This is a genomic window from Pseudomonas sp. B707 (genome assembly GCF_022496685.1).
Taxonomy (GTDB): Bacteria; Pseudomonadota; Gammaproteobacteria; order Pseudomonadales; family Pseudomonadaceae; genus Aquipseudomonas; species Aquipseudomonas paraglycinae.
In genome coordinates this window covers 128,195-147,868 of record NZ_WTVE01000004.1, presented here as the reverse complement: position 1 = coordinate 147,868, position 19,674 = coordinate 128,195, and the positions used below count along the sequence as shown (strand labels likewise).

Below are 19,674 nucleotides of genomic sequence, written 5' to 3'. Positions count from 1 at the left end.
GATCGCCAAGGTTGCGCGTTTATCGCGCCGAGGCAAGTCCCTAGAGTTGCTCCATCACCGGTTTTCAACCCATTGAAGGAGACACCCCATGACCCGTGCCCAACCAAAACGCGACGTGGTTTTCCCGCCCGGACGCCATGCACTTTACGAGCGCAACCGTTATTCCCCGGCGGTTCGTTCCAACGGCTTTCTGTTTGTCTCAGGCCAGGTCGGCAGCCTTGAGGACGGCTCGCCGGAGCCGGATCTGAAACAACAGGTGCGACTGGCTTTCACCAACCTCAATGCCATTCTCGGCGCGGCCGGCGCCAGTTTCGATGACGTGGTGGACGTGACGGTGTTCATGGTCGACCCGCAATCGACCTTCGAAACCATCTGGGAAGTAGTGCCGGAGTTCTGGGGCGAGGCGCCGCATCCGACGATTACCGCAGTCGGCGTGACGTGGCTGTATGGGTTTCAGTTCGAGATCAAGGTGATTGCCAGGTTGCCGGAGGAGACACGGGCGTAGGCTTGCGGCAATTGCTCACAATCCGTGTTCAACGGCTTCACCGAAGCGCTCTTGATGCCATTTCTGCGATCAATATTCTGTCCTCATGTTGTTTTTGCCCCGGACAGAAAAGAGCGCAAGCCATGCCCAGCCCGAGAACGCTGTACCAGAAGCACATCGACAGTCACACCGTCTGCACCCTCGACGATCAGGGCCACGTGCTGCTTTACATCGACCGCCAGGTCGCCAACGAATACACCAGCCCGCAAGCCTTCAGCGGCCTGCGCGAGGCCGGGCGCACGGTGTGGCGGCCTGCGGCGACGCTGGCGGTGGTCGATCATGTGAACCCCACCGCACCGAAACGCATCGCGACCATGCCTGACGCCGGGGGCGCGCGTCAGGTGTCGTACTTCGAAGAAAACTGCCGCGACTTCGGCATCGAGCTGTTCGATGTGCTGGACAAGCGCCAAGGTATCGAACACGTCGTGGCGCCGGAACAGGGTTTCATTTTGCCGGGCATGGTGGTGGCGGCCGGTGACAGCCACACCACCACTTACGGCGCACTGGGCGCGTTCGGTTTCGGCATCGGCACTTCGGAAATCGAGCACCTGCTGGCAACCCAGACGCTGGTCTACAAACGTCTGAAAACCCTGCGGGTGACGGTCAACGGTGAGCTCGGCGCAGGCGTCACCTCCAAGGACATCATCATGGCGCTGATCGAGAAGATCGGCGCTTCCGGCGCCACCGGTTACGCCATCGAGTTCGCCGGCCCGGCCATCAGCGCCCTCAGCGTCGAGGCGCGCATGACCATCTGCAACATGGCCGTCGAGGCCGGCGCCCGGGGTGCGTTCATGGCGCCGGACGACAAGGTGTTCGCTTACCTGCAACGCAAGCCGCGTGCGCCCAAGGGCAAGGTCTGGGAGCAGGCAATCGAGCGCTGGAAAACCCTGCACAGCGACGAGGGCGCGGTGTTCGATCGCGAAGTCATCCTCGATGTCGCCGCGCTGGAGCCGATGGTGACCTGGGGCACCAGCCCCGATCAGGCCGCGCCGATCAAAGGGCACGTGCCGGACCCGGCCGCCCAGCCCGATCCGATCCTGCGTCAGGGCCTGCAGCGCGCCCTCGACTACATGGGCCTGACACCCGGCATGCCGCTAAACGAAGTGACGATCAGCCATGCCTTCATCGGTTCCTGCACTAATGCGCGGATCGAAGATTTGCGCGACGTTGCCCGCGTGGTGCGCGGCAAGCGTGTGGCGGCCCATGTGCGGGCGATGATCGTTCCCGGCTCGACGTTGGTGCGCAATCAGGCCGAGGACGAAGGCCTGGCACAGATTTTTCTCGACGCCGGTTTCGAGTGGCGGCAATCGGGTTGCTCGATGTGCCTGGCGATGAACGACGACGTGCTCGCACCGGGCGATCGCTGTGCGTCGAGCACCAATCGCAACTTCGAAGGCCGTCAGGGCGCCGGTGCGCGCACCCACCTGATGAGCCCGGCGATGGTCGCAGCGGCGGCCATCAGCGGCCATTTGACTGACGTGCGCACCGTCGCGCTGGAGGCTTGAACCATGCAACCTTTCGACACCGTCAGCGGCAGCGCCGCGCCGTTTCTTGCATCCAACATCGACACCGACGTGATCATGCCCAAGCAGTTTCTCAAGGGCATCGATCGTCAGGGGCTGGATCGCGGGCTGTTCTTCGATCTGCGCTTTCTCGCGTCCGGCGAACCCAACCCTGAATTCGTGCTCAATCAGCCGGCCTGGCAGGACGCGGCGTTTCTGGTGACCGGCCCGAACTTCGGCTGCGGTTCCAGCCGCGAACACGCGGTGTGGGGCTTGAAGCAAGTGGGGATCCGGGCCTTGATCGGCACCACGTTCGCCGGGATTTTCTACGACAACTGCCAGCGTAATGGCGTGCTGGCGATTCAACTGGATGACGCGCAATTCAAGCGCGTGGCCGAGGCGATCAGCGTCCCGGAAACCGCGCGGATCAGCGTGAACCTGGCGCAGCAGACCCTCGAGCTGGCAGACGGCACGCAGATCGAGTTCGAGATCGATCAGTTGCGCAAACAGTCGCTGCTGCTGGGGCTGGATGCCATCGGCACCACGCTGCAACGCACCGAGCAGATCCGCGCCTTTGAAGCGCGGCATCTGGCGGACAATCCCTGGCTGGGTTGATGGCAAAAAAAACGGGCGGTTCATTGAACCGCCCGTTTTCATTCCACAGACAAATCGCGGAAGTACTCTTCCAGAAACTCCACGCACACCCGCAATTTCGCCGACTCGCTGAGCCGGGTCGGATAGACCGCCCAGACGTTGGCGCTCTGGGTGTAGCCGTCCAGCACCTGCACCAGCCTGCCCTGCTCAAGCATCGGTTTGACGTCCCACATCGAGCGCAACAGGATTCCGCCGCCGCTCAAGGCCCACTCCAGCACGATCTCGCCGCTGTTGGAGGACAACGGGCCATTCACTCGCACCGTCTCCTCTTGCCCGTCCTTGCTCAGGGTCCAGATGCCGAATGCGTTGTTGCGTTCCTTGAGCACCAGACAATCGTGGTCTTTCAGGTCTTCAAGAGACTGCGGCGTGCCTCGGCGTTCGAGGTATTCCGGCGTGGCGCACAGCACGCGCCGGTTGCTCACCAGTTTGCGCGCCAGATGCTGGCCCGGCAGGTCATCGCCGACGAGGATCTCCAGGTCGAAGCCCTCGCCCACCAGATCGACCACCCGGTCGAATACATCAAGCCGGATATCGAGTTTCGGACACGCCCGCGACAACTGACTGATCGCCGGCGCCACATGATTGCGACCGAAACCGAAGCTGCTGCAAATGTGCAGCGATCCCGCCGGCTGGTGCCGGGCCTGGGAAATCTCGCCGAGAAACTGATCGAAATCCCCCAGCAGTTTCTCGGCCCAGATCCGCACCCGCTCGCCATCGTCAGTCAGCGCGATGCGCCGGGTCGTGCGGTGCAGCAGCTTGGTGGCCAGCGTGGTTTCCAGCACCGAGATGCGCTTGCTGACGTAGGCCGGTGAAAAGCCCAACTCGTCGGCGGCGCTGGCAAAGCTGTTCTTGCGGATGACGGTGAGGAACACCTTGAGGTCTTCGGGCAAGGGAAATTGGTCACGATTCGTGTTCATAGGCCGCATGCTTCCGCTGTTTATCACGCATTTTGCGAAGGATACCATCGAATCACCGCCTCGCCACCCGAGCCCGGTGCACCGTGGTTTCCCGTCAATCCTCGATAAAAACAAACATGAGGACATGCGTCATGAGCGACTCCCTTGAGCAATCCCTGAACGTCGACGGCCCACACGCCGGCGGCTTCATCCAGCGCCTGCGTGCCTACGAGATCGGCGTGATTCCGCTGCCGATCTTCCTCGGCATCGCCGTGATCGTGTTTCTGTCGGCCCACCTCGGTTTTCTGCCGAAGAACATGATCGGCGGACTGGCCGTGATCATGACCATGGGCGTGTTCTTCGGCCAGATGGGCTCGCGTCTGCCGATCCTGCGGGAAATCGGTGGCGGCGCGATTCTGTGCCTGATGTTGCCGTCGGTGCTGGTGTTCTACGGCTTCTTCGGCGCGCCGACGATCGACGCGACCAAAATGCTGATGAAGGAAGCCAACTTCCTGTACTTCGTGATCGCCAGTCTGGTGGTCGGCAGCATCCTCGGCATGAGCCGGTTCATTCTGGTCCAGGGCATGATCCGCATGTTCATCCCCTTGCTGGCCGGCACCCTGGCCGCCGTCGCGAGCGGGCTGATCGTCGGCAAGCTTGCCGGCTATAGCGTCTACCACACGTTCTTTTTCATCATCGTGCCGATCATCGGCGGCGGCATCGGCGAAGGCATCCTGCCGCTGTCGCTGGCCTACTCGGCGATCCTCGGCGGCACGCCGGACATCTACGTCGCGCAGCTGGTTCCGGCGGCCGTTGTCGGCAACATTGCAGCGATCATCTGCGCGGGTTACCTGGCACGGCTGGCGCTGAAACGCCCGGCCATCAACGGTGAAGGGGCGCTGATCCGGGCGAAAGCCGAAAACGATAAATTCAAGGTCAAGGATGAGTCCGCCACCGCCATCGACCTGCGACTCATGGGCGCTGGCGTGCTGGTCATCTGTGCGTTCTTCGTCCTCGGTGGCCTGCTGGAAAAGGTCGTCGGGATTCCGGGGCCGGTGATGATGATTCTCGCGGCGGTGCTGTTCAAATACGTGCGTGTGCTGCCGGAGAAACTGGAAAAAGGCGCGCAGTCTTTCTACAAACTGGTTTCCGCCGCCTTCATCTGGCCGGTGATGATTGGCCTTGGAATGTTGTATGTGCCGCTCGACAGCGTGGTGAAGGTGTTTTCGATCGGCTATGTGCTGGTGTGCCTCAGCGTGGTGGTGTCGATGACCGTCGCCGGTTTTTTCATTGGCAACCTGATGAAGATGTACCCCATCGAATCGGCCATCGTGACCTGCTGCCACAGCGGCCTGGGCGGCACCGGCGACGTCGCGATCCTGTCGGCGTCGAACCGGATGTCACTGATGCCCTTTGCCCAGATCTCTACCCGTATCGGCGGCGCTTCGACGGTGATCCTGGCGACGCTGTTGCTGGGGTTCGTTGCCTGAACAAAATCGGCTTGTTGCCGGTGAGCTTCCGGCGGTTCATCAACCCGGCTCCGCAGTTTTCCGCACGGTTGCCGCTAAAAAACTAGAACTCGCGCCAAAGCGCTGCATCCAACGTTTAAGCCAACGGAGGTCAGCGCCATGAACAACGACAGTAAAGCCCCACCTACCGATACGTCCGGCAAACCGGTCAATGTGGTGAAACGCGATCTTGAAGACCCGGACGACGACACGCGCGGCGTGGATGAGGTCATCACGCCCTCGTCGACCCGCACCAAGGAGCAGGACGCTGAGGAGTTGCAACGCAAGGTCGACGAAATCGAACGCAAGGTTGCGGACGGTAATTGATCGGTTCGTCAAACGCAGGTCTTTGCCAGGTTTTCGGGCTACAGCAGTCGCGCCGGTTTTCATGACGATCGCTGAAAAGCCCGAAAAACCTGACCGGCGATACCGTCCGGGAAATAAGTAGCTGTTTTGCCTGAAATTTATTGGCTTCAGGGGTTCACAGATCGCAAGAGCGCTGGTAAAGTGCCGCCCACTGTTGCAGAGGTCCTCCCGGGACTGAAACCAATAGCTACAGGGGCGTCGCCAAGCGGTAAGGCAGCAGGTTTTGATCCTGCCATGCGTTGGTTCGAATCCAGCCGCCCCTGCCATTTTTTCCTCGTTTCACCCTCCTCCGCGTCACCTCCGCCTCAACGGCAAATCAGTTCTTTGAATTCAACGTAATCGCCGAACGCACCAGCGCTTTCAGAGCCTTGGCATTGATCGTGTCGTCTTCGTGAACATCTATCGCCCGCCGGGTATTGCCTTCCAGACTGGCATTGAACAGTCCTGACGGATCCTCCATCGCCGCGCCTTTGGCAAAAGTCATTTTCACCACCGCCTTGTAGGTTTCCCCGGTGCAGATGATGCCGTTGTGTGACCAGACCGGAACGCCGCGCCACTTCCACTCCTCGACGACCTCCGGGTCAGCCTCATGAATGATCGCGCGGATCTCGGCCAGCTTCTGGCCACGCCAGTCATTCAGTTCCTTGATTCTTGCATCGATCAGCGCAGAGGGATTCTCAGTCGCCGCGCCGCTGCAGTCCTTCTTCATATCCTTGTTCTCCCGAAAACCTTTTCCGCTATCCAGCGTAGCGCCGACTGCGCCAAACGCCGGGCAAAAAAAGCCCCGCAAGGTGCGGGGCAAAGAATTGGTTGGTTGCGGCCAACCAAAGGAGCATCGTCAAAAGCGTTAACCGTCAGGCGTTACAGGCACTCCTGGGCAGCCCGTTCAAAACTCGACGGCAGGAAACTCGACGCCAGCAAGTGGCGCTCATATAAAAACACCTTGCCGCCGTCCTGTGCCTTGTAGGCTTCCAGGACGTTGTCCGCCGCCACCTTGCTCGGCACCACGATCCGGTAGCTGCGCTGGGTCTGCGAAACCGTCGGGTTCAGCGCACTGCCCTGCAGTTTCGGCACCACGCATTCGGCGTACTGGGCGGGCGTCTTGTGCGTCTGCAGGGTCAGCGTCGGGTCGTTTGGCGCAGAAGCGCAGGCGGTCAGCAACAAACTGGCAGAAGCCATGGCAGGGATAAAAAAGGCACGCATGGATAAAATCCTGAAAATAAAAAGTTCGGTTCTTCGGCAACGTTCAGTGTCACGGGCACTGCCGTTGCCGTTTTGCTTTAGGTGTTCAGCCTGCACTTACCAAGGCTTTGAGCGAGTCATCGAACTGCTTCAAGGCACTCAGTTGCAGGTCGCGCTGCTGTTCGATCCCGGCAGCGATTTCGGGCGCTGCCTTGTTGTGTACCCACACTGACGGCAGTTGCTTCTCCACCGCGCCTTCGGCCTTGCCGATGTATTGCAGGTTGGCGTCGTAGAAGCGTGCGGCGAACCGCGCTTCGACCTGACTGTTGCGTTGGGTCAGCAGACGGTTGTGAGTGTCGAGCATCACCACCACGTCCGGATGAGCCTGCACCAGCGCATCGAGGCTGTCGTAGACGGTCACCGAGAGAAACTGTTGTTGCAGCGAACTCATCAGCCAGTCGATGGCCAGTTCCGGATCGGAGCTGTCGACGAAGGCGTCACGGATCCGCGCATCGAGCGCATCCTTGGCACCGTTCACCGCCACATCGTGGTAACGCTCGAGGTATTGCAGGTTGTCCAGGGTGTTTTCGCTGTACAGCACACCGACGGTTTGCGAGTGCTGCAGCGCGGCGCTGCTGCCGGCGACGGGCAGAAAATGGCACGATTTGGCGTCGTCTGCGTAAGCCGGGGCTACGGTGGCGGCCACCCCGCCCATCAGCAGGGCGACTACAGCCAGTCGGGTCAAAGTCTTCATCGCGCAATTCCTTCAGCAGCGTGTTCGATGGAGGCGATTTTCCGCCCATCGGCGCCAAAGCAGAACTTGCGTTTCTTGATGGTCACTATTACTTGAACCAATAGTTGCGCGGCGTGCAGACTGCTGCACACTCAATCACAACGAAAACAGATGAGGATTACCCGTGCGAACCTTTGATCTGATCCGCGATGCCGTCCTGCCCGAATTCCGCGACCGGGTGGCCGAATACCTGGTCGAATACGAAACCGTGCTGGGCCAGTCAGCGAACGATTCAGAGTCGGTGCGGGCCGTGGCCAATCAGTTGCGCGGTTATCTGCGCGGCCTCAATACCACCCGAGTGCTGGGCATGGCGGATTGGGAAGAGCTCGACCGGCGCGTGCTGAACACCTGGCTAGCGCCCGCTCGATGACACGCTAGACTCTTCAGGCTGCGCCCGCAGCGCCAGACCTGGAGGTGTCCCATGAGCAATAACACCGAACCCACGACATTCACCGGCTGGGCCGCCACCTCGGCCGGCGCGCCGCTGGAGCGCTTCAGTTACGACCCCGGCCCGCTGGGGGATGAAGAAGTCGAAGTCGCCGTGGAGTACTGCGGCGTCTGTCACTCCGACCAGTCGCTGATCGACAACGACTGGGGCATCAGCCAATACCCGTTCATTCCCGGTCACGAAGTGGTCGGCCGCATCGTGCGCACAGGCCCGCAGGTACGCGGTCTGGAAGTCGGCCAGCGCGTGGGGATCGGCTGGTACAAGGGCAGCTGCATGCATTGCTCGTCCTGCATCGGTGGCTCCCATCACCTTTGCGCCACCGCCAAACCGACGATCATCGGCAGCCATGGCGGATTCGCCGATCGGCTGCGCACTCACTGGGCGTGGGCGCTGAAACTCCCGGACAACCTCGACCCGGCCCTCGCCGGCCCGCTGTTCTGCGCCGGCTCCACGGTCTTCAATCCGCTGGTGGAATTCGACATCAAGCCGACCGACCGGGTCGGCGTGGTGGGCATCGGCGGGCTCGGTCACCTGGCGCTGCGCTTTCTCAATGCCTGGGGTTGCGAAGTCACGGCCTTCACCTCCTCCCTGAGCAAACAGGACGAAGCCAAACGCCTGGGCGCCCACAAAGTCGTCGCATCCACCGACAGCGAAGCGCTGAAAGCGATTGCCGGCACCCTGGACTTTCTGCTGATCACCGCCAACGCCAACCTCGACTGGACGGCCATGCTCGCCACCCTGCGCGGCAAGGGCCGGCTGCACTTCGTCGGCATCGTGCCCGACGCGATTCCGGTGCACGTGTTCAACCTGATCCCGCAACAGAAATCCCTGTCAGCCTCCCCGGTCGGCTCGCCTGCCACGGCGGCGACCATGCTGGAGTTCTGCGCGCGGCATCAGATCCTGCCGCAGGTTGAGGAATTTCCGATGAGCAAGGTCAATGAAGCGGTTGATCATCTGCGCAGCGGCAAGGCGCGGTACCGGATTGTGTTGAACGCCAGCAAATGAACCCAAAGGCGCGTGAGTCAAAAACTCACGCGCCTTTTTTTGCGCTTGCTGAAGACCCATCAATATTTTTATACCTGCACACCAAAAACAGAATTTCATTTATAGATACGCAATCCCTAGCCTCTCGCCATCGTCCACTTGCGAGAGGCTCCCATGCCATTTGTCATTTACATCTTCACCCTCAGCGCCTTCGCCCTCGGGCTCGCTGAATTCGTGCCGATCGGCCTGACCGAGGTCATGGCGCAAAGTCTCGGCGTTAACGTCGAGGCCACCGGCGCGACCATCACTGCCTATGCCTTGGGCGCTACCGTTGCCGCACCGATCTTCAGCGCACTGACTGCCAGTTGGTCACGCAAGAACGTAATGCTCGCCACCGCATTGGTGTTCAGCGCCGGCAGTCTGGCGGCGGCGTTTTCCAGCACCCTGACGCTGATGCTGATCGCCCGTTTTATCGCCGGTATGGGCCACGGTTTGTTCCTCGCCGTGGCGTCGAGCACCGCCGCGCGCCTGGCGGGTCCCGGCCGAGCAGGCAGCGCGGTCGCCGTGGTGTTTGGTGGTTTTACGCTGGCCATGGCCATCGGCGTGCCGATCAGCACCTATCTGGGCGGCGTGATGTCGTGGCGTCTGGTGTTGGCCGCCATTGCGCTGTTCGGTGCGATCGGCTTTTTCGGCTTGCTGTTCGGCATGCGCGATCCACTGCCGACCGCCGCCGACAGCGGTTCGGCCCTCGACAGTCTCAAGGCATTGTTCAATCGCAAGCTGCTGGCCGGTGCGCTGGTCACGGTGCTCGGTTACGCCGGCTCGTTTGTGGCCTACACCTACATCGCTCCGGTGCTGACGGATGTCACCGGCACCACCGCCGCCACCGTCGGCGTGTTCATGTTGCTGTACGGCGTGATGGCTGCGATCGGCAACGTGCTCGGCGGCAAACTCACCGACGCCTGGGGCGTCGACCGCGCGAGCGCCACGCTGATTGCCGGCATTGCGCTGGTCACCGCGGGCATGTGGGCGTTTTCCGGATCGTCGGTGTTGATGGGTGTGCTGGTGGCGTTGCTCGGAATGTTCAGCTTCGCGGCCGTACCGGCCTTGCAGGCGAGACTGATCGGGATTGCCGAACAGCATGCGCCTCACGCCCACGGCGTCGCTGCCGGCCTGAACATTGCCGGGTTCAACTCCGGCATTGCCCTCGGTTCGGTGGCCGGTGGCGTGACAATCAGCCAGATAGGCCTGAGCTATGTCGGCCTCACCGGCGCCGTGGTTTCGGCACTGGGCCTGCTGCTGATTCTCGGGCAGATGTCCGCGAGCTCCGCGCCGCGTTATCGTCCGGCTGACAACGCCTGACGAACCTTGCTTCGGGAAACGCTGCAACGGCGTTTTCCCGAGGCGAGCACGCCTGCCGCCCGCCATGGTAAAAACCAGATTCAGCCCCCGGACATCGCCAACCCATGAGCCATCTCACGCACCTGCGAACCTTCCTCGAAGCCTACCGCGCCAGGTCGTTTTCCAAAGCTGCCGAGCATCTGGGCATCACCCAGCCGGCGGCTTCGATGCACGTCCAGGCTGTGGAAGCGCTGGTGGGCAAACCGCTGTTCCATCGACTGCCACGAGGTGTCGAGCCGACCGAAGCCGCCGATGAGCTGGCCCGCTCGGTCGCGCCTTACCTGGACGGTCTGGAAAACAAGATCGCCTCGCTGCGCCCCGGCCTGCTCAAGGGCGGCACGATTCATCTGGTCGGCCCTTCGGATTTCATTCACTCGCAAGTCGCCGCCCGCCTCGCACCGTTGATGGATGAAGGATTCCTGCTGCGTTTTCACACCGGCACGAAAAAGCGCATCTACGAAATGCTCGAATCAAAACAGATCGATTTCGCAATCACCGCTTCCCTGCCCGACGAACAGACCCATGGGTTCGCCCATCTGCTGACCGAACGCATGCTGCTGGTCTACGCGCCGAGCCTGCTGGATCGCTTGGGCCAACACCCGACTCAGGAGCAACTGACCCAGGTGCCGTTGATTGCCTTCGACGAAGACCTCGCCCTGGTGCGCCCGCTGTGGTCGTCGATGTTCCAGATCGCCCCGCAACTGCAAGCGTCGCTGACCATTCCGGATCTGCGGATCATCAAAGACCTCGCCATCGGTGGCCACGGCTGGACGGTCCTGCCGGATTATCAATGTGCCGATGCGATTGCCGATGGCCGCCTGATTTCCCCGACCGTACCGGCTGAAGCGCCGGTCAACGTGCTGTACCTGGTGTGGCGCAAGAGCGCGTTGCAGAGTCCGAGCCGGGTGTATGTGCGGGACTTTCTGTTGAATGCATTCTCCCCGATGTGACAAACCAGCAAATAACCAGAAAGAATTAACAAATAAAAAATCAGTATTTATCGTTATAAAAGTCTCGGCGTACTCTCACCTCATCCCGTCATTGAACACAGTGAAGTGCGCCATGAAACCGACTGACAACCTGATCGACTTCGCCGTCTACCGCAAACGCCGTCACGCCCAGCAACAGGCCCGGCTGATGTGGGAAATGTATGCGCGCAATGCCGGTTATCAGGCTTACCAGTGGGTGCAGGCCGCTCGTTCCGGCGAGACGCGTCAAGCGTGAACGCCCGTGAACCCTCGCGCTTTCTGGCGAGCGCCGATGAACCTGTGGTGGACCTGAACAACCTCGATTCCCTGGAAGAAGACCCGATCTGTGAACGTGTCGCGCAGAACCTGCAACGTCTGCGCGGCAAGCGGCATCTGTCGCTCGATGCCCTCGCCCGCCAGTGTGGCGTGAGCCGGGCGATGCTGGCGCAGATCGAATCCGGGCGCAGCGTGCCGTCGATCAAGGTGCTGTGCAAAATCGCCAAGGGTTTGAAGGTGTCGGTGGCGGCGTTTCTCGAACATCGCGCGTTTGAAGGCGTGGCCGTGTTGTCGGCGAGCCAGAGCAAGCGGCTGGTCAGCGCCAGCGGTGCCTTTGTCAGCCGCGCGCTGTTTCCCTTTGATGTGGCGCGCCAGTCGGAATTCTACGAACTGCGCCTGAGCCCGCTGGGCGAAGATCAATCCGAGGGTCATGGCCCGGGCGTGCAGGAAAACCTGGTGGTGGCTCAGGGCGTGCTGGAGATCAGCGTCAACGACGAGCGCTATCTGCTGTCGACGGGCGACTCGATTCTGTTTTACGCCGACCAGCCCCATCGATACCGCAACCCCGCCGACAGCGAAGCCGTGGCGTACCTGGTGGTGACCTACCCCGAACGCCTGGACTGACTGACAGACAACAAAAAGCCCGACCGGGAATTTCCCGGTCGGGCTTTTTCATGCGTTGCCGCAAATCAGCAGGTGCAGCACATCATCGGCATGCCGTTGCAGCTCATCATCATCGGCATGCTGCAGTCGTTCATCATTTTCATCATCAGGGCGCAGCAGTTCTTCATCATGTCCATGTTCATGCCCGGCATCGGCATGATTTTGCACATCATGCAGTCGGCCATCATGGTGCATTCCATCACGCACTTCATCGATGGCATCGGCATGCCCATCATCGGCATTGGCATCATCATGTTCATCATCGGCATGGCCATGGCCGCCGGAGACATGCACATCATGCTCATGTTGCCGCAATGCATCATCATCGGCATGCCGCAGTCCATCATCATCTGCATCATTTCAGCGCTGTTCTTGAACATGGCCATGTCCATGCCAGCGGCCGGCATCATCTTGCACATCATGCCGTCGTCCATCATGTCGCAGCTCATGGTCGCCATCATCATCGGCATGCCCGTCATCGGCATCATCGGCATGTTGGCGTTCATCGGCATTTGCATCTGCATGGCGTTCATCATGGTGTAGCTCCCTGAGGATTAAGAACTGGATGAGAAGTTGATGGAGCGGATTCTAAGGATTGGGAAATACGCAACAAGCTGTCCATCGAGCAGCAAAAACTGCTGTTCAAACGCTTCAAGTGCCGCGTTCCATGCGACTTGAACCGTTGCAGCAGCAGAGTAGACGCCATGACAGATCCGGCAAATGCGGGAGCAGGTTTTTAAATGTCATGGATATGCGATCCAACACCAAGTAAATAACTTAAAGAAATAATCGTTCTAACCAGCGGGCATTATTTTCACTGTGTTTGCTTATTCCATTAGTTCAGCAACGATCCACTTTTCAATCTTTTATTGCTATTAACCCTCCCCTCTATAATTCGGGACAGTTCTTAACAATAAGGAAGTTCCATGCCGCAACGTTTACTACTGGCAGCACTGTTCCTGGCAGTCACCGGATGTGCCAGCTCTCCTCCGGTTTCCGTGCATACCAAGGATCCCGCCAGTTCGACCCTGCAAGGCGATGCCACACGACCCGCGCAGGCGCAATGGGTGCGCACCGAGTTGTACTTCTCGGTGGGGCCGCTGGAAGGCCAGGAAGGTGTGGTGAGCCCTGCGCGCTGGCGCGAGTTTCTCGATCAGGAAGTGACGACGCGGTTCCCGGACGGGTTCAGCGTGTTCGATGCGTATGGGCAGTGGAAGGACCACGACGCGAAAGTGCCCGAGCGGCTGGCGACCAAGGTGATTGTGATCCTGCACGAAAGCAGCGCGAAACGTGAGAGTGACATCGAGGCGATTCGTTTGGCGTACAAGCGGATTACGGGGGATTTATCGGTGTTGCGGTTGTCGCAGCCCGCCGCGGTGTCCTTCTGATCGCCTGCCCTCACCCTAGCCCTCTCCCGGAGGGAGAGGGAACTGACCGTGGGATGCTTCAGAACTACGCCGACCTGAACCTGCCCTTCTGAATCCATAATCGACTCAGTGTTTCAGGTCGATGGATAGCGTCAGACAACCCGGTCGGCCCCCTCTCCCTCCGGGCGGTCCGACGTTTCGGGAGGGCTGGGGTGAGGGCCTGGCGTCAGTCGCCCCACCACTGCCAAAAGCAGAGCCCCCACCAGCAACACCACAATCCCCAGAAAAGCGCCGAAACCAACCACCGTCACGCTGGAATACAGCATGTACACGCATAGCCCGAAGAACAACAGCGGCAAAACCGGATAAAGCGGCACCCTAACCGGCCGGGGCACCTCGGGAAAGCGCCTGCGCAGAATGATCAACGCGAGACTGCTCAAACTCAGAAACAGCCAGTACACCGGCGTCAGATACTCAACCATGGTGTTGAAACCGCTCTGGGTAAAACTGCCAAACACCACCAACACCAACGCCACCGCCCCCTCCGCCAGCAACGCCTTGCGCGGTACACCGTCACGCTCGTCCCATTCGCCAAATCGTCGCAGTTGCGGCACATCGCGGGCGGCGGCGTAGGTCGTGCGGGCGCCGACCAGCAAGGTTGAGTTGATAGTGGCGATGGCCGCGATGCCAACCATCAGCAGGATCAGCAGCACGCCCGGAGCACCGAAGGCGCGGTTCAACAATTCCACCGCCGGTGCATTGCTCGCTGCCAGGCCTTCGAATCCCAGCCCCTGGACGAACGCCCAGTTCAGTGCCAGATAGATCGTCATCAGCACTGTCAGCGCACCGAGCATGGCGATGAAGATCCCGCGTCGACCGTCGCGCACTTCGGCGGACAATGTCGCTGCATCGCTCCAGCCGCCGAAGGCCAGAAACACGAAGATCATCGCCGCAGAAAACCCTGCCGCGCCGGTGTGTTCGGGCACGACCGGATCGCTGGGCAGCGCGGGTTCGATCCCTTGCCACGCCAGCCAGACTCCGGCGCTGGCAATGCTCAGGAACCCGAGAGCAAGCAGCCCGACCAGCACCGTCTGAGTAATAAAACCAATGTGCTTGCCCGTCAGATTCAACAGCACCAACGCGCCAATGATCGCGCCGGCAAACACCCCAGACCCGTAATGTCCCAACGGCACGACGGCATTGAAGTAGTCGGCAAACATGAACGCCGACAACGCGATCCACCCGGTGTGCATCACCGAGAACCGCGACCAGGCAAACAGGAAACCCATACGCTCGCCGTAAGCGGTGCGCAGGAAATGATAGTCACCGCCCGGATGCGGGAACGCGGTGGCCATCTCGGCAAAGCACAAGGCCCCGGCCATTGACGCCAGTGCGCCGAGCACCCAGACCCAATAGAAATGTTCCGGCCCGACGTTCAAGGCAACGGTCGGCGCGGTTTTGAGAATGTCGGTGGTGATGACCATGCCCAGCGTGATCAGCAATGCCTGGAACACCGGCAGGTGCCGCTTGGGGCCATTGGATTGAGTCATGAAGGTTCCCGCTGATGATCCGCCATCCATGGCGGAAAAGACTCAGAAGCCGTAGGTGGCGGTGGCGTAGTAATACGCGCCGTTGGTGCCGATCGGCGAGAGCACGTCGTACGGCAGGTTACCGCCGTAGTTGATGGCCGAGCCGGAGCGTTCCGGGTAATTGTCGGTCAGGTTGTTGCCACCCAGGGCGATGCTGAATTTCGGGGTGAATTTGTAGGTCACCTCGGCGTCCAGTTGCCATACCGCGCCGTAGGTTTGCTCAGGCTGCGAGTCGCCGAAATCGAACACCCGAGTGGTCTCGCCCTGGCGAGTCAGACGCCCGAGCAGGCCCCAGTGTTCGCTGGTCCAGTTGGCGGAAAACACGAAGCGATCCTTGGGCGCGGCGTCGGTCAGGGTGTTGCGTTCCTCGACGCCGACCAGCGCGTCATTGCCGATCCCTAAGGCGGTCAGCTGCGACGGCGTGCCCTTGGTGCTGGTGACCTTGGTGTGGTTGTAGGTGTACGCGGTGGTCAGCCCCAGTTGCCCGTCGTAGAACGGCTGATGGTAGTTGAGCACCAGTTCGGCGCCGTCGGTGCTGGTGTCGGCGGCGTTGGTGAAGAAGTTGACATCGTGCACGCCCGCCACGCCGAAGTTGTCGTTGATGTAGCTTTCCAGCGCGTCGCTGCCGATTCGCTGCGACAGGGTGATGCGGTCTTTGACGTCGATGCGGAACACGTCGAGCGACGCATCGAAGCGTTCGTTCAACTGGAACGTCAGGCCGAGGCTGAAGTTCTTCGAGGTTTCCGGATCGAGTTTTTCCGCGCCCAGGGCACGGGCAATCGGATCGTTGACCGACAGCACGCGGATATCGGTGAGCGTGCCGCCGTCGCCGAAGTTGCTGGTGGTGTTCTGGAAGCCGCTTTGGGCCAGCGATGGCGCGCGGAAGTTGTTCGACACCGCACCGCGCAACGCCCATTGATCGGTCAGCTTGTAGCGACCGCTGAGCTTGCCGGTGAGTTTGCTCCCGGCGTCGTCGTAATGTTCCCAGCGCGTGGCGGCGTCGACGAAGAAGCGGTCGGTGAGATCACCGGACAATTCGGCGTAGGTGCCGAACACATTGCGATCCAGATCCGACTCTTCACTCGGGCGCAGGCCGTTGGCGCCATCGGCCCCGGAACCGATGTAAGAGGCTTCGTCTCCGGCAAAGGTCAGGTAGTTTTCGTAGCGATATTCACCGCCCACCGCCAGCACGAACGAGCGGCCACCGAGGCGCAATTCGCGGCTGAAATCGAGGTTGGTGGTGGTCTGGCGCAACTCATAGTCGCCAGTGTCGAAGCGGGTCGGCGAGTCCGCGCCGAGACTGACGTTGAGGGTGCGACGGGTCGCCGATTCAAAGCGGTTGCGACCGTGGGTGACGCTGCTGTCGAAATCCCAGTCGTCGCCGATCAGGCCCTTGTAGCCGGCGGTAGCGGAGATGTCGGTGTTGTCGCCCAGCGATTGCGGCAAGTAGCCGTTAGGGTAGAACTGCGGCTGCTCGGACGGGTAGCGATAGAACTCGGCGCCCGTGGTGTGGCGTTCGTTGTAGGTGCCGAAGCTGTAGGCCTTGCCGCCGGCCAGCGGCAATTCGCCGTTGAACCAGGCGTTGACGTCCCGCGCCACGCCGTCGCCCATCACGTAGTTGCGCTGGCCCGGGGTGTCGGCAAAACCGTCGTAGCCGGCGCGGTTGGTCGGGTTGCGATCCTTGTACTCGGTACCGCCGCGAATGAAGCCGCCCTCCTCGCCCAGCCGCGTGCCGATCTTGGCGGTGGTCACGCTGTTCTGGCCGTCGGTGGTGGTTTTGCCGATCGCGTCCTGATGGGTATGGTAGGCGCCGTAGCTGGTGGACACTTCGCCGCCTTCGGGGGCATCGTCGAGGATGATGTTGATCACCCCGGCAATCGCGTCCGAGCCGTACTGCGCGCCCGCGCCGTCGCGCAGCACTTCGATGCGTTTGATCGCGCTGATCGGGATCGAGTTGAAGTCCACCGGCGCCGTGCCGCGACCGATTTTCGACGAGTCGTTGACCACCGCCGAGGTGTGACGGCGCTTGCCGTTGACCAGCACCAGCACCTGATCCGGGCTCATGCCGCGAAGCTGCGCGGCGCGCACGTGGTCGGCGCCACCGGAGTTGGACTGGCGCGGAAAACTGAACGACGGCAACAGCGTCTGCAACGCCTGGCCCAGCTCGCCGCCACTGGCGCCGGCGGTCTTCAGGTCCTCGGCGGTCAGCACATCCACCGGCACCGGCGAATCCAGCACCGTGCGAGCGGTGCCCCGGGTGCCGGTGACCAGCACGGTACCCAGCCGTGTGTCATCGTCGACGCGCGCGGAAGTCTCTTCGGCTTGCGCAGGAAGTTGCCAGATTGCACTGACAACAGCGATGGCGAGTAATGAACGCGAACGGTGAATCATGCGACAGCTCCTTGAATCGCAGTTAATAACCGGCCGCTGCCGAATCATGAAGTGTCGGCATCGGTGCACGGCAATTTCTGCTGTAGTTTTGATATTCAGAAAGGCAGCCAAGTGTGTTGAGCAACTATCGGCTGTTAGAGCGCAAGAACCCCAAAGTTAGTAGAACCCCCTGTTTACCGATCCTAGATGAGCGGTCGCACGCCGCAAAAGAACCAATAACGCTTAGGTTATGCCCGACGAACGGAGTGTTGCCTGAGCAACACTTGTGTTTGCGCAACAACATGAACACCCAACTAACCAACAACTAATCACGCACAAAAACGCAATCCACGTTGTTGTAGAGAGCGTTATTAATCAGTGTTTTTTCGGTGCGAAGTTAGATGCCGTCAGTCGAAGTCCTTTTCCCGCCAGGCATCTTCAGCAATGTCCAGCGCATCGCCGCTGAAGCGCTGCTCAATGAACGGATCGGCGTGCAAATGAAAGCCGTTGCGCTCCCAGAAGCCCGGTTGTTCCTGATCGGTGAATTCGAGCCCGCGCAGCCATTTCGCGCTCTTCCAGAAGTACCGCCCCGCCACCACCAGCCGCAGCGGCCAGCCATGCTGCGCGGTCAGCGGCTGACCGTCGTAATGGGTGGCCAGCAGGCTGTCCGGGTGCAGCAGGTCATCGAGATGCAGGTTGGTCTGGTAATCGTGATCGGCGTGGGCCATGACGAAGGACGACGTCGGCCGGATGTCCAGGGCCTGCAACAGATCTTGCAGGTGCGCGCCGCTCCAGCGGGTGTCGAATTTCGACCAGCGTGTCACGCAATGAATGTCGCATTGCAACGAGCGTTGCGGCAGCGCTTGCAGATCGGCGTAGGTCAGCTCGACCGGGTTGGCCAAGCTGCCAAACAGGCGCAGCGACCACGTCGCCAGGTCATAGGCCGGCACCTCACCTTCGTGCAGGATCGGAAAACGCTCCGTCAGCACCTGCCCCGGTGGCAGCCGTTCACCCAGCGCCACATCGGCTTTCGGCGAACGGCTCTTGCGCAGGCGCGCAGCCTTGTCGTGCATGTCGGCTCCTCAGTTCGCCACGGGAATCCACGGTGCCCGCGCGACATTGGCGGTGTCACCGAAGGCCGGCAGTTTCTGCCCCAGGTCCCGTACGTTTTTCACGTCCAGATCCAGCAGTTGCTGACGGGTGATCAGGGTCGGCGGCACCAGCACCTTGTGCCCCGGATTTTCCCCGGCAATCAGCATCGCTAGACTGCGCACGCTGATCGCCCCGGCCACTTGCGGATTGACCGCAGCGGTGGCGGCCCAGGCGCTGTCCGGTTCTTTCATGATCTGGATGTCGGCAGTGGAAATGTCGGCGCTGTAGATCTTCACCTTGCGGCTCAGACCCGCCTCATCGACGGCGATCTTCGCGCCTTTGGCGAACTCGTCGAACGGCGCGAAGATCACGCTGATCCCCGGATTGGCCCGCAACACGGCGCTGGCCTGATCGGCCACCGAGTTGGCAATCGGCGGAATGAGCGTGCCGAAACGCGCCTTCTCGACGATCCCCGGATTGCTCGCCTTGACCTGGCTCCAGATCTCGTCGCGGCGCTCCATCGGCGTGAAGCCACTGATGTAAACGTACCCGGCGTCGAAGCGGGTGCCGTTGTCCTTCACCGCTTGATCGAGTGCCAGCCGCGCCAGCGCGTGGTGGTCCTGCTCGACCTGAGTCACTTGCGGCGTGTTCAGGTCGACGTCGAACGCGACGACCTTGATGCCTTTGGCGAGCGCCCGATCAATCGGCCCTTTGAGGGTTTCCGCCAACCCCAGTTGCACGATGATCCCGTCGACACCGAGGTCGGCGGCCTGATCGATCATCTCGCCCTGGCTCGCCGCCTGTTGCCGCGCGTCGAACACCCGCAGGTTGGCGCCCAGCGCTTCGGTCTGTTTCTCGACGCCGCGCAGATAGGCTTCAGGGAAATCCCCAGAGAACAGATAGCCGACCAGCGCGATCTGTACCTGACCTTTATCGAACGGCGCCGGCGCGCCGGGCAAAGCCTTGGCCTGCGCATTGAGCGCCAGCGCCGAGAGCAACGCCCCGGCGAGGCAATGACGTGCGAACTGCTTGATTGAACCGTGCATGGATCTTTCCTTGAAGCATCGATAA

At 61.1% G+C, this 19,674-nt stretch carries 21 protein-coding genes and 1 tRNA gene; 13 read left to right on the top strand and 9 right to left on the bottom strand.

Features of this window, described 5'->3' with window-relative positions; genetic code table 11:
- The first annotated feature begins 88 nt into the window (after positions 1 to 88).
- From GQX66_RS00630 to leuD, 3 genes are all read left to right on the top strand, one after another.
- Positions 89 to 505 carry a RidA family protein gene (locus GQX66_RS00630; protein ID WP_240865085.1) on the top strand — a complete coding sequence of 139 codons (417 nt, stop codon included), beginning with the start codon at positions 89 to 91 and terminating at the stop codon, positions 503 to 505.
- Positions 506 to 627: 122 nt separating this feature from the next.
- Positions 628 to 2,049: a 3-isopropylmalate dehydratase large subunit gene (gene leuC / locus GQX66_RS00625; RefSeq protein WP_102686721.1), complete on the top strand. Its 1,422-nt coding sequence runs from the start codon at positions 628 to 630 to the stop codon at positions 2,047 to 2,049.
- A gap of 3 nt (positions 2,050 to 2,052) precedes the next feature.
- The gene (gene leuD / locus GQX66_RS00620; RefSeq protein ID WP_085747473.1) at positions 2,053 to 2,661 is read left to right on the top strand and encodes a 3-isopropylmalate dehydratase small subunit; all 609 of its coding nucleotides are present in this window, start codon (positions 2,053 to 2,055) and stop codon (positions 2,659 to 2,661) included.
- Between the two features lie 38 nt (positions 2,662 to 2,699).
- Here the strand turns inward: leuD and GQX66_RS00615 are convergent, their stop codons facing one another.
- Positions 2,700 to 3,617 carry a LysR substrate-binding domain-containing protein gene (locus GQX66_RS00615; RefSeq protein WP_039773187.1) on the bottom strand — a complete coding sequence of 306 codons (918 nt, stop codon included), beginning with the start codon at positions 3,615 to 3,617 and terminating at the stop codon, positions 2,700 to 2,702.
- A gap of 131 nt (positions 3,618 to 3,748) precedes the next feature.
- Here GQX66_RS00615 and GQX66_RS00610 point away from each other — a divergent pair, with 131 nt between their 5' ends.
- The 3 genes from GQX66_RS00610 (at position 3,749) to GQX66_RS00600 (ending at position 5,736) form a co-directional block, all read left to right on the top strand.
- A complete protein-coding gene (locus GQX66_RS00610; RefSeq protein WP_240865083.1) occupies positions 3,749 to 5,086 on the top strand; it encodes a 2-hydroxycarboxylate transporter family protein in 1,338 nt (445 codons plus the stop codon).
- Between the two features lie 138 nt (positions 5,087 to 5,224).
- Positions 5,225 to 5,431: a hypothetical protein gene (locus GQX66_RS00605; RefSeq protein ID WP_007955480.1), complete on the top strand. Its 207-nt coding sequence runs from the start codon at positions 5,225 to 5,227 to the stop codon at positions 5,429 to 5,431.
- 230 nt (positions 5,432 to 5,661) lie between these two features.
- Positions 5,662 to 5,736 (top strand) — tRNA-Gln (locus GQX66_RS00600).
- A 50-nt stretch (positions 5,737 to 5,786) separates the two neighbouring features.
- Here GQX66_RS00600 and GQX66_RS00595 read toward each other — a convergent pair.
- From GQX66_RS00595 to GQX66_RS00585, 3 genes are all read right to left on the bottom strand, one after another.
- On the bottom strand, positions 5,787 to 6,179 hold the full coding sequence (locus GQX66_RS00595; RefSeq protein ID WP_240865423.1) for a DUF1801 domain-containing protein: 393 nt from the start codon (positions 6,177 to 6,179) through the stop codon (positions 5,787 to 5,789).
- A gap of 152 nt (positions 6,180 to 6,331) precedes the next feature.
- Positions 6,332 to 6,673 (bottom strand): hypothetical protein, encoded by a 342-nt coding sequence (locus GQX66_RS00590; protein ID WP_085747478.1) that lies wholly within the window; start codon positions 6,671 to 6,673, stop codon positions 6,332 to 6,334.
- 85 nt (positions 6,674 to 6,758) lie between these two features.
- Positions 6,759 to 7,406 carry an ATPase gene (locus GQX66_RS00585; RefSeq protein WP_085747479.1) on the bottom strand — a complete coding sequence of 216 codons (648 nt, stop codon included), beginning with the start codon at positions 7,404 to 7,406 and terminating at the stop codon, positions 6,759 to 6,761.
- Between the two features lie 163 nt (positions 7,407 to 7,569).
- Between GQX66_RS00585 and GQX66_RS00580 the strand changes: the two genes are divergently transcribed.
- The 6 genes from GQX66_RS00580 to GQX66_RS00555 all read left to right on the top strand — a co-directional run bounded on the left by GQX66_RS00580 (position 7,570) and on the right by GQX66_RS00555 (position 12,146).
- A complete protein-coding gene (locus GQX66_RS00580) occupies positions 7,570 to 7,815 on the top strand; it encodes a hypothetical protein (protein WP_085655376.1) in 246 nt (81 codons plus the stop codon).
- Positions 7,816 to 7,866: 51 nt separating this feature from the next.
- Positions 7,867 to 8,898 (top strand): NAD(P)-dependent alcohol dehydrogenase, encoded by a 1,032-nt coding sequence (locus GQX66_RS00575; protein ID WP_240865076.1) that lies wholly within the window; start codon positions 7,867 to 7,869, stop codon positions 8,896 to 8,898.
- Between the two features lie 153 nt (positions 8,899 to 9,051).
- Positions 9,052 to 10,239 (top strand): MFS transporter, encoded by a 1,188-nt coding sequence (locus GQX66_RS00570; protein ID WP_085747481.1) that lies wholly within the window; start codon positions 9,052 to 9,054, stop codon positions 10,237 to 10,239.
- A gap of 104 nt (positions 10,240 to 10,343) precedes the next feature.
- Positions 10,344 to 11,228, top strand: a complete 885-nt coding sequence (locus GQX66_RS00565) for a LysR family transcriptional regulator (protein WP_085747482.1) — start codon at positions 10,344 to 10,346, stop codon at positions 11,226 to 11,228.
- 112 nt (positions 11,229 to 11,340) lie between these two features.
- Positions 11,341 to 11,502 (top strand): hypothetical protein, encoded by a 162-nt coding sequence (locus GQX66_RS00560; protein WP_166673434.1) that lies wholly within the window; start codon positions 11,341 to 11,343, stop codon positions 11,500 to 11,502.
- Between the two features lie 53 nt (positions 11,503 to 11,555).
- Entirely contained in the window at positions 11,556 to 12,146 is a 591-nt protein-coding gene (locus GQX66_RS00555) for an XRE family transcriptional regulator (protein WP_162130482.1), read from the top strand.
- A gap of 65 nt (positions 12,147 to 12,211) precedes the next feature.
- On the opposite strand, the gene GQX66_RS00550 is transcribed toward GQX66_RS00555, so the two are convergent.
- On the bottom strand, positions 12,212 to 12,721 hold the full coding sequence (locus GQX66_RS00550; RefSeq protein ID WP_007955499.1) for a hypothetical protein: 510 nt from the start codon (positions 12,719 to 12,721) through the stop codon (positions 12,212 to 12,214).
- Between the two features lie 390 nt (positions 12,722 to 13,111).
- Between GQX66_RS00550 and GQX66_RS00545 the strand changes: the two genes are divergently transcribed.
- Positions 13,112 to 13,573: a DUF3574 domain-containing protein gene (locus tag GQX66_RS00545; RefSeq protein WP_240865073.1), complete on the top strand. Its 462-nt coding sequence runs from the start codon at positions 13,112 to 13,114 to the stop codon at positions 13,571 to 13,573.
- 131 nt (positions 13,574 to 13,704) lie between these two features.
- Here GQX66_RS00545 and GQX66_RS00540 read toward each other — a convergent pair whose 3' ends face one another.
- The 4 genes from GQX66_RS00540 to GQX66_RS00525 all read right to left on the bottom strand — a co-directional run bounded on the left by GQX66_RS00540 (position 13,705) and on the right by GQX66_RS00525 (position 19,649).
- A complete protein-coding gene (locus GQX66_RS00540; RefSeq protein ID WP_240865071.1) occupies positions 13,705 to 15,102 on the bottom strand; it encodes an APC family permease in 1,398 nt (465 codons plus the stop codon).
- Positions 15,103 to 15,144: 42 nt separating this feature from the next.
- Positions 15,145 to 17,532 (bottom strand): TonB-dependent receptor, encoded by a 2,388-nt coding sequence (locus GQX66_RS00535; RefSeq protein WP_207985929.1) that lies wholly within the window; start codon positions 17,530 to 17,532, stop codon positions 15,145 to 15,147.
- A gap of 386 nt (positions 17,533 to 17,918) precedes the next feature.
- Positions 17,919 to 18,584, bottom strand: a complete 666-nt coding sequence (locus tag GQX66_RS00530) for a sulfite oxidase-like oxidoreductase (protein WP_240865069.1) — start codon at positions 18,582 to 18,584, stop codon at positions 17,919 to 17,921.
- Between the two features lie 9 nt (positions 18,585 to 18,593).
- Positions 18,594 to 19,649 carry a substrate-binding domain-containing protein gene (locus GQX66_RS00525; protein WP_240865068.1) on the bottom strand — a complete coding sequence of 352 codons (1,056 nt, stop codon included), beginning with the start codon at positions 19,647 to 19,649 and terminating at the stop codon, positions 18,594 to 18,596.
- Positions 19,650 to 19,674: the final 25 nt, after the last annotated feature.

Coding starts and splice junctions, on each gene's coding strand:
- GQX66_RS00630 (WP_240865085.1), top strand. CDS start 89: ATGACCCGTGCCCAACCAAAACGCGACGTGGTTTTCCCGCCCGGACGC.
- leuC (WP_102686721.1), top strand. CDS start 628: ATGCCCAGCCCGAGAACGCTGTACCAGAAGCACATCGACAGTCACACC.
- leuD (WP_085747473.1), top strand. CDS start 2,053: ATGCAACCTTTCGACACCGTCAGCGGCAGCGCCGCGCCGTTTCTTGCA.
- GQX66_RS00615 (WP_039773187.1), bottom strand. CDS start 3,617: ATGAACACGAATCGTGACCAATTTCCCTTGCCCGAAGACCTCAAGGTG.
- GQX66_RS00610 (WP_240865083.1), top strand. CDS start 3,749: ATGAGCGACTCCCTTGAGCAATCCCTGAACGTCGACGGCCCACACGCC.
- GQX66_RS00605 (WP_007955480.1), top strand. CDS start 5,225: ATGAACAACGACAGTAAAGCCCCACCTACCGATACGTCCGGCAAACCG.
- GQX66_RS00595 (WP_240865423.1), bottom strand. CDS start 6,179: ATGAAGAAGGACTGCAGCGGCGCGGCGACTGAGAATCCCTCTGCGCTG.
- GQX66_RS00590 (WP_085747478.1), bottom strand. CDS start 6,673: ATGCGTGCCTTTTTTATCCCTGCCATGGCTTCTGCCAGTTTGTTGCTG.
- GQX66_RS00585 (WP_085747479.1), bottom strand. CDS start 7,406: ATGAAGACTTTGACCCGACTGGCTGTAGTCGCCCTGCTGATGGGCGGG.
- GQX66_RS00575 (WP_240865076.1), top strand. CDS start 7,867: ATGAGCAATAACACCGAACCCACGACATTCACCGGCTGGGCCGCCACC.
- GQX66_RS00570 (WP_085747481.1), top strand. CDS start 9,052: ATGCCATTTGTCATTTACATCTTCACCCTCAGCGCCTTCGCCCTCGGG.
- GQX66_RS00565 (WP_085747482.1), top strand. CDS start 10,344: ATGAGCCATCTCACGCACCTGCGAACCTTCCTCGAAGCCTACCGCGCC.
- GQX66_RS00560 (WP_166673434.1), top strand. CDS start 11,341: ATGAAACCGACTGACAACCTGATCGACTTCGCCGTCTACCGCAAACGC.
- GQX66_RS00550 (WP_007955499.1), bottom strand. CDS start 12,721: ATGATGAACGCCATGCAGATGCAAATGCCGATGAACGCCAACATGCCG.
- GQX66_RS00545 (WP_240865073.1), top strand. CDS start 13,112: ATGCCGCAACGTTTACTACTGGCAGCACTGTTCCTGGCAGTCACCGGA.
- GQX66_RS00540 (WP_240865071.1), bottom strand. CDS start 15,102: ATGACTCAATCCAATGGCCCCAAGCGGCACCTGCCGGTGTTCCAGGCA.
- GQX66_RS00535 (WP_207985929.1), bottom strand. CDS start 17,532: ATGATTCACCGTTCGCGTTCATTACTCGCCATCGCTGTTGTCAGTGCA.
- GQX66_RS00530 (WP_240865069.1), bottom strand. CDS start 18,584: ATGCACGACAAGGCTGCGCGCCTGCGCAAGAGCCGTTCGCCGAAAGCC.
- GQX66_RS00525 (WP_240865068.1), bottom strand. CDS start 19,649: ATGCACGGTTCAATCAAGCAGTTCGCACGTCATTGCCTCGCCGGGGCG.